The sequence below is a fragment of the Flavobacterium sp. NRK F10 genome (assembly GCF_024054235.1).
In the GTDB taxonomy this organism is placed as follows: domain Bacteria; phylum Bacteroidota; class Bacteroidia; order Flavobacteriales; family Flavobacteriaceae; genus Flavobacterium; species Flavobacterium sediminis.
In genome coordinates this window covers 412042-425035 of sequence record NZ_JAMXLC010000001.1, presented here as the reverse complement: position 1 = coordinate 425035, position 12994 = coordinate 412042, and the positions used below count along the sequence as shown (strand labels likewise).

General features: G+C 35.5%; 16 protein-coding genes. 6 read left to right on the top strand and 10 right to left on the bottom strand.

The genetic code is table 11. The features are described 5' to 3' along the window. Position 1: 1 nt before the first annotated feature. Genes NHF50_RS01895 through NHF50_RS01865 form a run of 7 tightly spaced genes read right to left on the bottom strand, consistent with a single transcriptional unit; the run spans position 2 to position 6846 of the window. Positions 2-1087, bottom strand: a complete 1086-nt coding sequence (locus tag NHF50_RS01895; RefSeq protein ID WP_252774868.1) for a M20 family metallo-hydrolase — start codon at positions 1085-1087, stop codon at positions 2-4. Then, positions 1053-1862 (bottom strand): acetylglutamate kinase, encoded by an 810-nt coding sequence (argB, locus tag NHF50_RS01890; RefSeq protein ID WP_109568087.1) that lies wholly within the window; start codon positions 1860-1862, stop codon positions 1053-1055. Before argB ends, NHF50_RS01895 begins: the two co-directional genes overlap by 35 nt. Beyond that, positions 1859-2809 (bottom strand): N-acetylornithine carbamoyltransferase, encoded by a 951-nt coding sequence (locus NHF50_RS01885; RefSeq protein WP_252774867.1) that lies wholly within the window; start codon positions 2807-2809, stop codon positions 1859-1861. Before NHF50_RS01885 ends, argB begins: the two co-directional genes overlap by 4 nt. A gap of 28 nt (positions 2810-2837) precedes the next feature. Next, entirely contained in the window at positions 2838-3974 is a 1137-nt protein-coding gene (locus NHF50_RS01880; protein WP_252774866.1) for an aspartate aminotransferase family protein, read from the bottom strand. An 11-nt stretch (positions 3975-3985) separates the two neighbouring features. Beyond that, positions 3986-4945, bottom strand: a complete 960-nt coding sequence (gene argC, locus NHF50_RS01875; protein ID WP_252774865.1) for an N-acetyl-gamma-glutamyl-phosphate reductase — start codon at positions 4943-4945, stop codon at positions 3986-3988. A 1-nt stretch (position 4946) separates the two neighbouring features. Next, positions 4947-6155 (bottom strand): argininosuccinate synthase, encoded by a 1209-nt coding sequence (locus NHF50_RS01870; protein WP_252774864.1) that lies wholly within the window; start codon positions 6153-6155, stop codon positions 4947-4949. A gap of 22 nt (positions 6156-6177) precedes the next feature. Then, a complete protein-coding gene (locus NHF50_RS01865) occupies positions 6178-6846 on the bottom strand; it encodes a GNAT family N-acetyltransferase (RefSeq protein WP_109568082.1) in 669 nt (222 codons plus the stop codon). Between the two features lie 210 nt (positions 6847-7056). On the opposite strand from NHF50_RS01865, the gene def reads away from it, so the two are divergent. The 6 genes from def (at position 7057) to NHF50_RS01840 (ending at position 10554) form a co-directional block, all read left to right on the top strand. Further along, entirely contained in the window at positions 7057-7644 is a 588-nt protein-coding gene (gene def, locus NHF50_RS01860; RefSeq protein WP_109568081.1) for a peptide deformylase, read from the top strand. A gap of 110 nt (positions 7645-7754) precedes the next feature. Further along, positions 7755-8186, top strand: coding sequence for a DUF5606 domain-containing protein (locus NHF50_RS01855; protein ID WP_109568080.1), 432 nt, complete (start codon positions 7755-7757; stop codon positions 8184-8186). Between the two features lie 83 nt (positions 8187-8269). Then, positions 8270-9049: a nucleoside triphosphate pyrophosphohydrolase gene (gene mazG / locus NHF50_RS01850; RefSeq protein ID WP_109568079.1), complete on the top strand. Its 780-nt coding sequence runs from the start codon at positions 8270-8272 to the stop codon at positions 9047-9049. A 101-nt stretch (positions 9050-9150) separates the two neighbouring features. Next, entirely contained in the window at positions 9151-9345 is a 195-nt protein-coding gene (locus tag NHF50_RS15790; protein WP_308219292.1) for a hypothetical protein, read from the top strand. Positions 9346-9368: 23 nt separating this feature from the next. After that, the gene (locus NHF50_RS15785; protein ID WP_308219291.1) at positions 9369-9581 is read left to right on the top strand and encodes a hypothetical protein; all 213 of its coding nucleotides are present in this window, start codon (positions 9369-9371) and stop codon (positions 9579-9581) included. Positions 9582-9678: 97 nt separating this feature from the next. Next, on the top strand, positions 9679-10554 hold the full coding sequence (locus NHF50_RS01840; RefSeq protein WP_252774863.1) for a DUF808 domain-containing protein: 876 nt from the start codon (positions 9679-9681) through the stop codon (positions 10552-10554). 61 nt (positions 10555-10615) lie between these two features. Here the strand turns inward: NHF50_RS01840 and NHF50_RS01835 are convergent, their stop codons facing one another. From NHF50_RS01835 to NHF50_RS01825, 3 genes are all read right to left on the bottom strand, one after another. Then, positions 10616-11875: an NAD(P)/FAD-dependent oxidoreductase gene (locus NHF50_RS01835; protein WP_109568076.1), complete on the bottom strand. Its 1260-nt coding sequence runs from the start codon at positions 11873-11875 to the stop codon at positions 10616-10618. Positions 11876-12247: 372 nt separating this feature from the next. Continuing rightward, positions 12248-12721, bottom strand: a complete 474-nt coding sequence (locus NHF50_RS01830; protein ID WP_109570569.1) for a Dps family protein — start codon at positions 12719-12721, stop codon at positions 12248-12250. A 95-nt stretch (positions 12722-12816) separates the two neighbouring features. Next, complete coding sequence (locus tag NHF50_RS01825; RefSeq protein ID WP_170108156.1) at positions 12817-12969, bottom strand: hypothetical protein; 153 nt, start codon at positions 12967-12969, stop codon at positions 12817-12819. Positions 12970-12994 lie beyond the last annotated feature (25 nt).

The window sequence follows — 12994 nt, the reverse complement described above, 5'->3', positions numbered from 1 at the left end:
GTTATAAAATTTTAGAAAGTACGTTGATGTAAATGGATATTCCGTCTTTAATTTCGTCCAAAAAAATGTATTCGTCAGCGCTATGCGAACGTGTCGATAATCCTGGTCCCATTTTTAAAGAAGCACAAGGAATTACTGCTTGGTCGGATGAAGTTGGAGAACCGTATGTTTTTCGTCCGTAAGCAATTCCGGCTTGAACAAACGGATGTTCCAAAGGAATAGAAGACGAATTTAATCGCAACGACCTTGGTGTAACTTCACTTTTTACGTGTTGTTGTATGATTTCGTAAACTTCTGTATTCGAATAGTTTTCTGTAGTGCGCACGTCAACGGTAAACTGGCATTTGTCGGGAACTACATTGTGTTGTTCTCCGGCATGAATCACAGTAACCGTCATTTTTACTTCGCCTAATAATTCCGATTTTTTAGGAAACGAATACGATCTGAACCACAAAATATCGTCTACTGCATTTAGTAAAGCATTGTCGTTATTAGGATGTGCCGCGTGCGATGGTGTTCCTTTGGCTAAACAATCTAAAACCAATAATCCTTTTTCGGCAATGGCCAAATGCATTTCCGTTGGTTCGCCTACAATCGCAAATTCAATAGCACCCAATTTGGAATAAATAGATTCGACACCATTAACTCCCGAAATCTCTTCTTCAGCAGTAGCGGTCATCACTAAATTATAGTTGAGGTTTTCTTTGTCGTAGAAATAGACAAAAGTAGCTAAGAGCGAAACTAGTGCGCCTCCGGCATCATTACTACCTAATCCAAATAATTTTCCGTCTTTTTCAATAGGTTCAAACGGATTTAAAGTATAGCTTTTATTTGGTTTTACGGTATCGTGATGCGAATTCAACAAAATGGTTGGCTTGCTTTTATCGTAAAATTTGTTGTAAGCCCAAATGTTATTTTGTTCTCTGTGATATAGAATTTGGTGTTGTTTAAAAAAATCTTCAATCAACAAAGCGGTTTGATCTTCTTCTTTACTGAACGATTGCGTAGCAATTAATTTTTTTAGTAAATCTAAAGCGTTTTGGTATAAAATATTATGTTGTTCCGTTTGTAATTCGAGTACCTTCATACGAGTTTTTATTTAAGAGCGAAAGTATCGCATCTTCTTTAATTATAAATACATTCCTGACTCCTTTTTCAATAGCGGTAAAAGCATTTTGTAATTTGGGTAACATGCCTTTGTTGATGATTCCTTTTTCTTTGAGTTCCAAAAAATAGTCATAATTGATTTCCGGAATAAAAGAATTGTCATCTTCAAGATTAATCAAAACCCCTTTTTTTTCGAAGGAGTAAATCAAATTTACATCATATTTTTCAGAAAGTGAAACCGCTAATGATTGCGCAATAGTATCGGCATTAGTGTTTAATAACTGACCGTTTGCATCGTGAGTTATTGCACAGAAAACGGGGACAAGTGCATTATTTAAAAGGATTTCGATGAATTCCGTATTGATACTTTTTTCGGTCATGTCGCCTACGAAACCGAAATCTATCGGTTCAGTGGGACGTTTAACGGTTTGAATTGCATTTCCATCAGCACCCGATAACCCGATTGCATTACAACCTGATTTTTGCAATTGGGCAACCATATTTTTATTGATGTAACCGGCATACACCATCGTTGCAATTTTTAAGGTTTCAGCATCCGTAATGCGTTTTCCATCAATCATTTGTTGCGGAATGTGTAAACCTTCAGCCATTTTAGTAGCCAATTTTCCACCGCCGTGTACCAAGATTTTTAGCCCTTTTACCTGAGCAAAATCGGTCAGGAATTGGGCTAAAGTATCCGGATTGTCAATGACATTTCCACCTATTTTTATGATGTTAATTTGTTTTGTACTCATAATTGTTCCAAAATTTTCTTGAAAACAACTTGTGCCGAATAGATTCTGTTTTTGGCTTGTTCATAAATTAATGAATTTTCGCTATCCAAAACAGCATCACTTACTTCAACATTTCGTCTTACCGGAAGGCAATGCATAATTTTTGCACTATTGGTAACCGCTAATTTTTCAGGCGTTAGCATCCAATCTTCTTTCGTAGGAAGCACTTGTCCATAATCGGTAAAAGAAGACCAGTTTTTCACGTAAACGAAGTCGGCATCTTTCAAGGCTTCTTCCTGATTAGTTGTTACCACAGCATTTTGAGTGTATTTTTCATCTAGTTCATACCCTTTAGGATGTGTTATAACGAAATCTACATCGTTTGCCTGCATCCATTCGCTAAAAGAATTGGCAACAGCATGCGGAATCGATTTAATGTGCGGAGCCCAAGTCAACACTACTTTTGGTTTCGGTTTTGTTACCGGATGTTCGGCAATGGTAATACAATCGGCTAAACTTTGTAACGGATGTAAAGTTGCAGATTCTAACGAAACTACCGGAACAGTAGCGTATTTCATGAATAAACTCAAGGTTTTTTCTTGGATGTCTTCTTCTTTATTTTTTAATCCGGCAAAACAACGAATGCCAATGATATCGCAATATTCGCTTAAAACACGTGCGGCATCTTTAATGTGTTCTACCGTTGTGCCGTTCATGATAGCTCCTTCTTCAAATTCCCAATTCCAAGCATCTTGTCCGGCATTTAAAACCATAACTTCCATTCCTAAGTTTTGAGCCGCTTTCTGCGAACTCATCCTCGTACGCAAACTTGAATTTAAAAAGACTAAACCTATAGTTTTTCCTTTGCCTAAAGTTTCAAATGCGAATGGATCTTTTTTTAAAGCTAAGGCTTCGTTTACCAATTCGTTTAAATTGGTTATATCCTTAACTGAAATAAATTGTTTCATTTTTTATGGTTATAAATTATTTTTAAAATTATGCGTTAACTGCTGTTAGTGCTTCAAAAGCGGTAACAAACTCATCAATTTCTGTTTTACTGATATTCAAAGCCGGAAGAATACGAAGCGTATTGGGGTTCGAAGCATTTCCGGTTAACATTTTGTATTCGTCTAATAGTTTTTTACGAATTGGCGCACAAGGCGATTTCAATTCGATGCCAATCATTAAACCTTGGTAACGAATTTCCTGAATAGCACTGTTGTCTTTTAATTGGGCAACCAAATAATCACCCATTTCAGCAGCGTTTTCAATTACGTTTTCGTCTTCCATGATTTCTAAAACTGCCAAAGAAGCAGCACAAGCCAAATAATTTCCGCCGAAAGTTGTACCCAGCATACCATATTTTGCTTGGATTGAAGGAGCAATTAATACGCCACCAACAGGGAAGCCATTACCCATTCCTTTAGCTACGGTAATCACATCGGGTGTAACATTAGCAAATTGGTGTGCAAAGAATTTTCCGGTTCTTCCGTAACCCGATTGGATTTCGTCGCAAATAAAAACAGCACCAAATTCGGTACAAAGCGTTCTTATTTTTTGCATAAAAGCTGTAGTCGGAATTTGAACGCCACCCACACCTTGAATTCCTTCGATAATTACTGCGGCAATTTCATGTTGTTGGAAAGCTTCTGCTAAAGCGTTTTCATCGTTGAATGGCAGTAAAATAAAATTATCCGATTCGTTTACCGGAGCCACAATACTAGGGTTATCCGTTGCGGCAACAACAGCCGAAGTTCTTCCGTGAAAAGCTTTTGAAAAGTAAATTACTTTTTTTCTTCCGGTGTGGAAAGAAGCTAGTTTTAATGCATTTTCATTGGCTTCCGCACCGGAATTGCACATGAAGAAATTGTACTCCTCGTAACCGCTCAATTGTCCTAATTTTTCAGCCAATTGGTTTTGAATCGGGATTTGAACCGAATTCGAATAAAAACCGATGTTTTGCAATTGTTCGGTGATTCTTTTTACATAATGCGGATGCGAATGACCCACTGAAATAACAGCGTGACCCCCATATAAATCTAAATATTTTGTTCCGTTTTCGTCCCAAAGATAGCTTCCTGAAGCTTTTACAGGTGTTACATCAAATAACGGATAAACATCAAATAATTTCATTGTTCAAAAATTTAAAAAGCGTTTGCTTTAAGTTGTAATCCGGTGTTTTCTTCCCAACCCATCATCAAATTCATATTTTGAATCGCTTGTCCAGAAGCACCTTTTAATAAATTATCTATAGCCGAGTGCACTACTATAAAATCGTCTTGTTTTTCGATGTTTACTAAAGCTTTATTCGTATTCACTACTTGTTTTAAATCAATCCTATTTTTAGAAACCGTAACAAAAACGGCATCCGCATAAAACGATTCGTATAAAGCATATAATTCGTCCAAACTCAACGTTGTTTTAACCGTTGAACTCGTGTAAATTCCACGAGTAAAATCGCCACGCCAAGGCACAAACTGAATGCTCACTTCGTTGTTGTAACTGTTCAGTGTTTTTTTTATTTCGTCCAAATGTTGATGCGTTAAGGTTTTATAAGCCGAAATATTATTGGCTCTCCAACTAAAGTGCGAAGTAGGTGATAGCGATTGTCCCGCTCCGGTTGAACCTGTAATTCCTGTGGTATAGACTTCTTTCAACACATTTTTTTGTGCCAAGGGTAATAGCGCCAACTGAATGGCAGTGGCAAAACAACCCGGATTAGCAATATATTGCGCTTTTTGAATGGCTTCTTTTTGAAATTCCGGCAAACCATACACAAATTCGCCCGATTCGAAAGCGCCTTCCAAACGGAAATCATTTCCTAAATCGATGATTTTAGTGTTCGCATCTAATGTGTTTTTTTGCAACCAATTTTTACTTTCTTTATGTGGTAAACACAAAAAAAGAACATCGGTTTTTTCAACAGCATCCGTGAATTTTAAATTGGTTTCACCCCATAAATCCGTGTGAATTTCCGAAACTGGTTTTCCACTATAGGTACGACTCAAAGCAAATTGCAATTTCGCTTTGGGATGAATTTGTAATAATCGAATCAATTCTCCGCCCGTATAGCCGGCTGCGCCTATAATTCCAACTGTAACCATATTAGATTTCTAAAGGTTTTGCTTCTTTGTTTACTTGGTAATAAATAGAAAGTGAGTTGCTTACGATTTTGGAAAATCCTTTTACGTCTTCTCCGGTCCAAGCATTGTTCATTTCGCCATAGCTACCAAATTTAGAAGCCATCAAATCGTGTTCCGACTCAATTCCGTTTAAGATAAATCGGTAGGGTAAAAGTGTTACGTAAACTGTTCCGCTTACCATTTTTTGAGAGCTTTGTAAAAAAGCTTCGATATCACGCATGGCAGGATCAAGGAATAAACCTTCGTGCAACCAACTGCCATACCATTCTGATAATTGTGCTTTCATACTCAATTGGAATTTAGAAATCGTATGTTTTTCTAATAAATGATGTGCTTTTAACGTAATTAAAGCCGAAGCTGCTTCAAAGCCTACACGACCTTTAATTCCGATAATCGTATCGCCCACATGAATATCACGACCAATAGCAAACGGAGCGGCTATTTTTTCTAAATGTTGAATAGCTTCCGATGGATGTGCAAATGAAATTTCGTTAACACTAACTAATTCGCCTTGGTTAAAAGTCAAACTGATTTTTTCAGCTTCTGTTTTTTCTAATGGAGAAGGGAAAGCATCTTCCGGTAAATATTCGTGAGAAGTCAGCGTTTCTTTTCCACCCACAGAAGTTCCCCAAAGCCCTTTGTTGATTGAGTACAAAGCTTTTTCGAAATTCATTTCCACGCCATGTTCTTTTAAGAATTCGATTTCGGCTTCACGCGATAATTTTAAATCACGAATTGGTGTAATGATTTCAATTTGCGGACAAATTACCGAGAAAATCACATCAAAACGGACTTGGTCATTTCCTGCTCCGGTACTTCCATGTGCTACAGCATCGGCATTAATTTGTAACGCATAATTAGCAATACTTGTCGCCTGAATGGTTCTTTCGGCACTAACCGATAACGGATAGGTGTTATTTTTTAAAACATTACCGAAAACCAAATATTTAATGCAACTGTCGTAGTAGCTTTTTACAGCATCGACACAATGGTAAGAGTCAACGCCTAAAGCTAATGCTCGGGTTTTGATTTGTTGGATTTCTTCATCTGAAAAACCACCTGTATTTACGGTTACTGCGTGAACTTCATATCCTAAAGTTTTGGTTAAATAAATAGCACAAAATGAAGTGTCTAATCCTCCGCTAAATGCTAATACTACCTTTTTTTTCATTTTAAATTTTGATTTTCAATTGTTAAAAAAATAATCCTACGCCTTTGTTTCTAAACTTTACAGTTAAAATCTTGAGCAAAGAGTGTTTCTTTTTCATGTTCTTTAAACGCTCTTTTGCTTTTGACTTTTGTTCTATTTTTAAACGTTTTTCTTTTTCCTTTTCTATCGGATCCCAGAGCATAGCAGTACACATACAGTTCTTTCGTTCTTTACTCTTTAGTATTTCGAAATTCACACAGGAAGTGCAGCCTTTCCAAAAATCTTCATCTTGGGTAAGTTCTGAATACGGTACAGGTTCGTAACCTAAATCACTGTTGATTTTCATTACCGCTAATCCGGTGGTTAAACCAAAGATTTTTGAATTCGGGTATTGGGTTCTGGAAAGATTAAAAATGGCTTGCTTAATCTTTTTGGCTAAGCCAAACTGGCGGTATTCAGGAGATACAATTAAACCGGAATTGGCCACAAATTTTTCATGGCTCCACGTTTCTATATAACAAAATCCTGCCCAATCACCGTTTTCTGTAAGTGCAATAATGGCGTTTCCCTGCAACATTTTTTTTTCTAAATATTCGGGTGAACGTTTTGCAATGCCGGTGCCCCTCACTTTTGCGGAGGCTTCCATTTCGTTACAAATAGCTTCTGCATATTGTATATGCTTTTCAGAGGCTTGTTCAATTTTAAATACCATAGAGTTCTAATCCAAATATGTGGACAAATATAGATACAAAATTTGTATGAAATATTAGTTTAAGGATAAATTAACCTGTAAAAACATCAATTTGGATAAAAAATATTTTTTGTAATAACATTTTAGATAATTTATCTTTTTAGTGGGTGAAAATTCTATCAAAACATATAATTTAATTGTGTAATTTTGCGGTGAAAAATAAAAAAGCACATGATTTTACCAATTTATGGATATGGAGAGCCTGTTTTACGTAAAGTAGGAGAAGATATTTCGAAAGATTATCCTAATTTAAAACAGACAATTGCTAATATGTATGAAACAATGTATAATGCGCATGGAGTAGGATTGGCGGCTCCGCAAGTAGGCTTGTCGATTCGTTTGTTTGTTATTGATGCAAGACCGTTTGCTGAAGGAGATGATGTTTCTAAAGAAGAAGCTGCTCTGTTGAATGATTTTAAAAAAACTTTTATTAATGCAAGGATAGTAAAAGAGGAAGGTGAAGTTTGGGGATTCAATGAAGGCTGTCTGAGTATTCCGGATGTCAGAGAAGATGTTTTTCGTCATGATAAAATCACTATAGAATATTATGATGAAGATTTCAATAAAAAAACAGAGGAGTACGACGGGTTGATTGCTCGTGTCATTCAGCACGAATACGATCATATTGACGGGATATTATTTACAGACCATTTGTCGAGCCTTAAAAAGAAATTGATAGGTAAAAGACTTCAAAATATAATGGAAGGTAAAGCACGTCCGGATTATAAAATGAAATTTGCGAACAAAAAAGGGAAATAATAAGTGTGTCGTTAGTTTATAGCGAATAAGGATTAGTTTTTTTCAGCTTTTTGACTTTGAACTTTCGACTTTGAACTATATATTTGCCAACCTTAATTAAAAACAAGATTATGAGTATTCAAAAGATATTGGCTATATCAGGGAAACCGGGATTATATGAACTGAAGTTACAAACTCGTACAGGTTTTGTAGCGGAGTCTTTATTAGACGGCAAAAAAATTACTGTTGGTATGAGAAGCAACGTAAGTTTATTATCAGAGATTGCTGTTTATACCTATAGTGAAGAAATCCGTTTGAGCGAAGTGTTTAAAGCAGTTGCTACAAAAGAAAATGACGGTCCGGCGATGTCGCACAAAGAAAGTGAAGCTGATTTGAGAGACTATTTCAGAGAGGTACTTCCTGAATTTGATGAAGACCGTGTATATACTTCTGATATAAAGAAGATACTGAACTGGTATAATATTTTACAGCCTAAAGGATTGGTGACTGTAGAAGCCTTGACTGAGGAAGAGAATCAGGAAGAAGAAAAAGCAGCAGAATAAATTTCAGAGCATAAAATAAAAAATCCTACGTTTTTCCACGTGGGATTTTTTATTTTTATACATCAAATTAAACAGTAACAGAAATGAACACACGCCAACAACAATTGGAAGCCTTTAACAGGTTATTGGATATCATGGACGATTTGCGCGAAAAATGTCCTTGGGACAAAAAGCAAACCCTGCAAAGTTTACGTCATTTAACGATTGAAGAAACGTATGAACTGGGTGATGCTATTTTGGATAATGATCTTGAAGAAGTTAAAAAAGAGTTGGGTGATGTTTTGCTGCATATCGTTTTTTATTCAAAAATAGGAAGTGAAACTAATGCTTTTGATATTGCTGATGTTGCCAACTCAATTTGCGATAAATTAATTGACCGACATCCTCATATTTACGGAGATGTGGTGGTAGAAAATGAGGAACAAGTAAAACAAAACTGGGAAAAATTGAAACTGAAAGAAGGCAAAAAATCAGTTTTAGAAGGCGTTCCTAAAAGCTTGCCGGCTTTGGTAAAAGCCAGTCGCGTTCAGGATAAAGTAAAAGGCGTAGGCTTTGACTGGGAAGAACCGCATCAGGTTTGGGATAAAGTTCAGGAAGAATTACAAGAATTGCAGGATGAGGTAAAAGAAGGAAATCAGGATAAAATAGAAGCTGAATTTGGAGATGTGTTGTTCTCTATGATCAATTATGCCCGATTTTTAAAAGTGAATCCTGAAGATGCACTGGAACGAACCAATAAAAAATTCATTAAGCGATTCCAATATTTGGAAAGCAAAGCTGCCGAATTAGGGAAACCTTTAGCGGATATGACCTTAGCTGAAATGGATGTATTTTGGGAAGAAGCGAAGCGCTTACCAAAATAAGGAATTGGAAAATCTATGATTTTCAAATACTCCAAAAGGAAGAAGTGAAGCGATTATGATTACCGATTTAACTAAATTCATATAAACAAAACAGTTAAACCATGGCACAGATTAACCCTCATATTAATTTCAATGGAAATGCAGAAGAAGCCTTTATATTTTACCAATCGGTTTTTGGTGGAGAGTTTGCAAAAATTATCCGTTTCAAAGATATTTCAAGTCCGGAATTCCCGGTTTCAGAAAAAGAGGCAAATAAAATAATGCACATAGCATTACCCATTGGGAAAAATTTTTAATAGCAAATGATGTCCCGGAAAGTATGGGGCGAACAAACGAAAATGAAAATAGAAGTAAAATTTCAATAACTACTGAAAATAAAGAAGAAGCACTCAGATTATTTAAAGGACTTTCGGCTGGCGGACAAATTGAAGTGCCTATGGAGGAAAGCTCTTTAGGAGCTTGTTTTGGTATGTTTAGAGATCAATACGGTATTGAATGGATAGTGAACTTTGATCCTAATGATAAAGGATAAAGAACCGATTCATGATAAAAATTTTAAAACTTCATTTTACTATTTACATAAGAATAAAGATTAATTTTACAACCCAATTAAAAAATAATACTATTTTATGGCATCAGGTATTTTTGCGATTTTAGATGATATTGCGTCTTTGATGGACGATGTAGCAATGAGCAGTAAAATTGCAACCGAAAAAACAGCAGGTATTTTAGGTGATGATTTAGCAGTAAATGCAGAGAAGGCAACAGGTTTTGTTTCGTCAAGAGAATTGCCGGTACTTTGGGCGATCACTAAAGGTTCATTACTGAATAAAATGATCATTATACCGATCGCTTTAGTATTGAATTACTTTTTTCCGATAGCAATTAAAGTCATTTTAGTTTTCGGAGGGTTATATCTGGCTTTTGAAGGAGTAGAAAAGATCATTGAATATCTTTTTCATAGCTCAGAAACAGTGGTCGAAGCCCAATCGGATGAAAATATCGATAATGGATTAGAGGCGGAAAAAGTAAAAGTAAAATCAGCCATTACAACCGATTTTATTTTGTCAATTGAGATCGTTATAATAGCCTTAGGAACAGTTTTAGACAAAAGCATAGGAACACAGATTATAACGGTTACTATTGTTTCTTTTTTAGCAACTGTGGGAGTATACGGAATAGTAGCATTGATCGTAAGAATGGATGATGCCGGTTTTAAACTGTTGAAACGTTCCAACAATAGAAAAGGTTTTTTGTCAAGTCTAGGACAATTTTTAATAAAAGCCTTACCGGTTGTGATCCGGTTACTGGGAGTTATCGGGACAGTAGCTCTTATTTTGGTTTCCGGAGGAATCTTGGTACACAATATAGATTATTTACACCATTTGTTTCCGCAAGTACCTTCTATAATCAAAGAAATAGTTTCTGGTTTAATAGCCGGAGTTTTAGTAGTTTTTGTAGTGAAGACTTTCGGTAAACTACTTACTGTTTTTAAGAAAAAATAACACACCCTAAACTATATGAAAAAACCGAAGATATACTTCGGTTTTTTTAGTTCTTTATAATTTATTTATCATCTCTGATATAAGGTTTAAAGATCAGGCGGAGTGACGAATTTTTATTAAAATAGGCCGCCGTCCAGTTCACAAAAACATGAATTCGGTTACGCATTCCCATGATGAACAATAAGTGAAGTAACATCCAGGTTAGCCATGCAATAAAGCCTCCGAATTTTATTTTCGGTAAATCCACAACTGCTTTACTACGTCCTACGGTTGCCATACTTCCTTTGTCTTTGTATTGAAAAGGTTTTAACTTTTTGTCGTGTAGTAGTTTTTCAAAATTATGTGCCAGATTACCTGCCTGATGGATAGCAACATTGGCTAACTGAGGATGACCATGAGGAAATTTTTTGGTTTCCATATAAGAAATGTCACCTATAGCATAGATGTTTTCATAACCTTCAATCTGATGATATTCATCGACTTTAATTCGATTACCTCTTACCTTAATTGCTTTGTCAATACCTTCAGGATAGTTTCCGGCGACACCGGCTGCCCAGATCAACAAGCGGGAACGTATTTTAGTACCGTCAGCTAATTCTACCCATTTTCCGTCATAATCTTTTACCTGAGTCTTTAGCATAACATTAACGCCCATTTCCGTTAAGTATTTTTCAGCTTTTTTAGACGAGAACTCAGACATAGCACCTAGTAATCTTGGTCCGGCTTCAACCAGATAAATTTTCATTCTGCTGATATCCAGATCCTGATAATCTTTTGGTAAAACATATTTTTTCATTTCCATTAGGGCACCGGCTAATTCAACCCCTGTAGGACCACCACCAACTATTACGTAGTTAGACAAACTCTCTTTGGTATCTTCGTCTTTGGTTTTGTACATATCCTCAAAATTCTGGAGAATACGCATACGAATATACATGGCTTCTACAGTACTTTTCATAGGATAAGCATGTTTTCGTATGTTTTCATTACCAAAATAATTGGTATCGGCTCCGGTGGCAAATACTAAATAGTCATATTGAAAATCGCCGATCTCTGTAATAATAGTATTCGTTTCAGGTACCACTTTCAATACGTTTGTTATACGTAATGTTACATTGCGGGAACCGTTAAAAACTTTTCGTAAAGGAAAGGAAATATTACTGGCCGCTAGGCGTGAAGTTGCAACTTGGTAAAATAGAGGCTGGAATTGGTGGAAATTATTTCGGTCAATGACCATTACTTTGTAATCAGAATCGGATAATTCTCGTGCCAGCTTTAGTCCGGCGAATCCACCGCCTACGATGATTATTTGTTTTTTCATTTTATAGTTTTAAAAATGATGAAACGTCAGTTAAATAGTAATTTTTGAGGGTGATTGTTCAGATTGTGAATAATAGAATAAAAGGAACAATAGCTCCTGAAATGTAGATGATGATACATTAGATTATTGATTTTGGGTTAATGATTGTCTTGTTTTGTAATAAAAGAGTAGAGCGTTTTATGGTATTGTTTTGATTTCAAGTATTCTATAAACAGAAAAGAGCACTTGAACGTTTTACGGAATAAAATTAATTAATTATTATTTATGAAATCAAAAAATCGTTGAATTTTTATTAACGAAAACGAAATATTAGTGTAAATACTTCAAACAGGTTTTGGAGTTTGTAAAACTCAAGTGCTCTTAATTTATTTTTTATTTGAGATGTGCTCTCAGCATCCAGGCTGTTTTTTGGTGTTTATTCATTAGACCGGTAATAAAATCACTCATTCCTTCAGCTTTGTAATCTTCGGCAAAAGGAGCAATTTTTTCTCTCAGATTGATGATAATGCTTTCGTGCGTGTTCAAAAGTTCAGCAAAATAGCTCTGACTATCATTTTTACCTTCATAGACTTCACTTAAATGCGTTAATTCCTGATATTTAGATAAATTAGCCGGAACATAATGTCCTATAATACGAATGTATTCGGCTACTTCGTCAACGGTTTCCAACTGTTCGTGGTACAGTTCATCTAAATAAGTATGAACACTATGAAAGTCAGAACCTTCAACATTCCAGTGCGCATTCAGTAATTTAGAAAATAACACAAATTCATCTGCTAAAATGGCAAATAGTTTTTCAGCAATTGCCTGACGGTTTTCGGTGGTAATTCCAATGTTCGTTTTCATATATGATTTTAATTTAAGATTATCGAAATTCATTTGAAAGTATAGTTCAAATAAAAAATAAAAGGCTGTCTATAATAAAATGTTATAACAGATATTTATAGCATAAAATGTCCTCGCCTGAAATGAATCCAGTGAAGCCCTTCTTTTGAAGCAAGAGATTTCGATACAGCTAAAGATGTATTTTGGCTGTTTAAAAGAAAGGATTTTTGTTGTTGTAACGTTAGATTGGGGAAATCTAAAGTATTCATAGCTGTAAATTTTAATTAAACTTTA

Excerpts from the sequence above, each read along its gene's own strand:
- NHF50_RS01895 (WP_252774868.1), bottom strand. The coding sequence starts at position 1,087 with ATGAAGGTACTCGAATTACAAACGGAACAACATAATATTTTATACCAA.
- argB (WP_109568087.1), bottom strand. The coding sequence starts at position 1,862 with ATGAGTACAAAACAAATTAACATCATAAAAATAGGTGGAAATGTCATT.
- NHF50_RS01885 (WP_252774867.1), bottom strand. The coding sequence starts at position 2,809 with ATGAAACAATTTATTTCAGTTAAGGATATAACCAATTTAAACGAATTG.
- NHF50_RS01880 (WP_252774866.1), bottom strand. The coding sequence starts at position 3,974 with ATGAAATTATTTGATGTTTATCCGTTATTTGATGTAACACCTGTAAAA.
- argC (WP_252774865.1), bottom strand. The coding sequence starts at position 4,945 with ATGGTTACAGTTGGAATTATAGGCGCAGCCGGCTATACGGGCGGAGAA.
- NHF50_RS01870 (WP_252774864.1), bottom strand. The coding sequence starts at position 6,155 with ATGAAAAAAAAGGTAGTATTAGCATTTAGCGGAGGATTAGACACTTCA.
- NHF50_RS01865 (WP_109568082.1), bottom strand. The coding sequence starts at position 6,846 with ATGGTATTTAAAATTGAACAAGCCTCTGAAAAGCATATACAATATGCA.
- def (WP_109568081.1), top strand. The coding sequence starts at position 7,057 with ATGATTTTACCAATTTATGGATATGGAGAGCCTGTTTTACGTAAAGTA.
- NHF50_RS01855 (WP_109568080.1), top strand. The coding sequence starts at position 7,755 with ATGAGTATTCAAAAGATATTGGCTATATCAGGGAAACCGGGATTATAT.
- mazG (WP_109568079.1), top strand. The coding sequence starts at position 8,270 with ATGAACACACGCCAACAACAATTGGAAGCCTTTAACAGGTTATTGGAT.
- NHF50_RS15790 (WP_308219292.1), top strand. The coding sequence starts at position 9,151 with ATGGCACAGATTAACCCTCATATTAATTTCAATGGAAATGCAGAAGAA.
- NHF50_RS15785 (WP_308219291.1), top strand. The coding sequence starts at position 9,369 with ATGGGGCGAACAAACGAAAATGAAAATAGAAGTAAAATTTCAATAACT.
- NHF50_RS01840 (WP_252774863.1), top strand. The coding sequence starts at position 9,679 with ATGGCATCAGGTATTTTTGCGATTTTAGATGATATTGCGTCTTTGATG.
- NHF50_RS01835 (WP_109568076.1), bottom strand. The coding sequence starts at position 11,875 with ATGAAAAAACAAATAATCATCGTAGGCGGTGGATTCGCCGGACTAAAG.
- NHF50_RS01830 (WP_109570569.1), bottom strand. The coding sequence starts at position 12,721 with ATGAAAACGAACATTGGAATTACCACCGAAAACCGTCAGGCAATTGCT.
- NHF50_RS01825 (WP_170108156.1), bottom strand. The coding sequence starts at position 12,969 with ATGAATACTTTAGATTTCCCCAATCTAACGTTACAACAACAAAAATCC.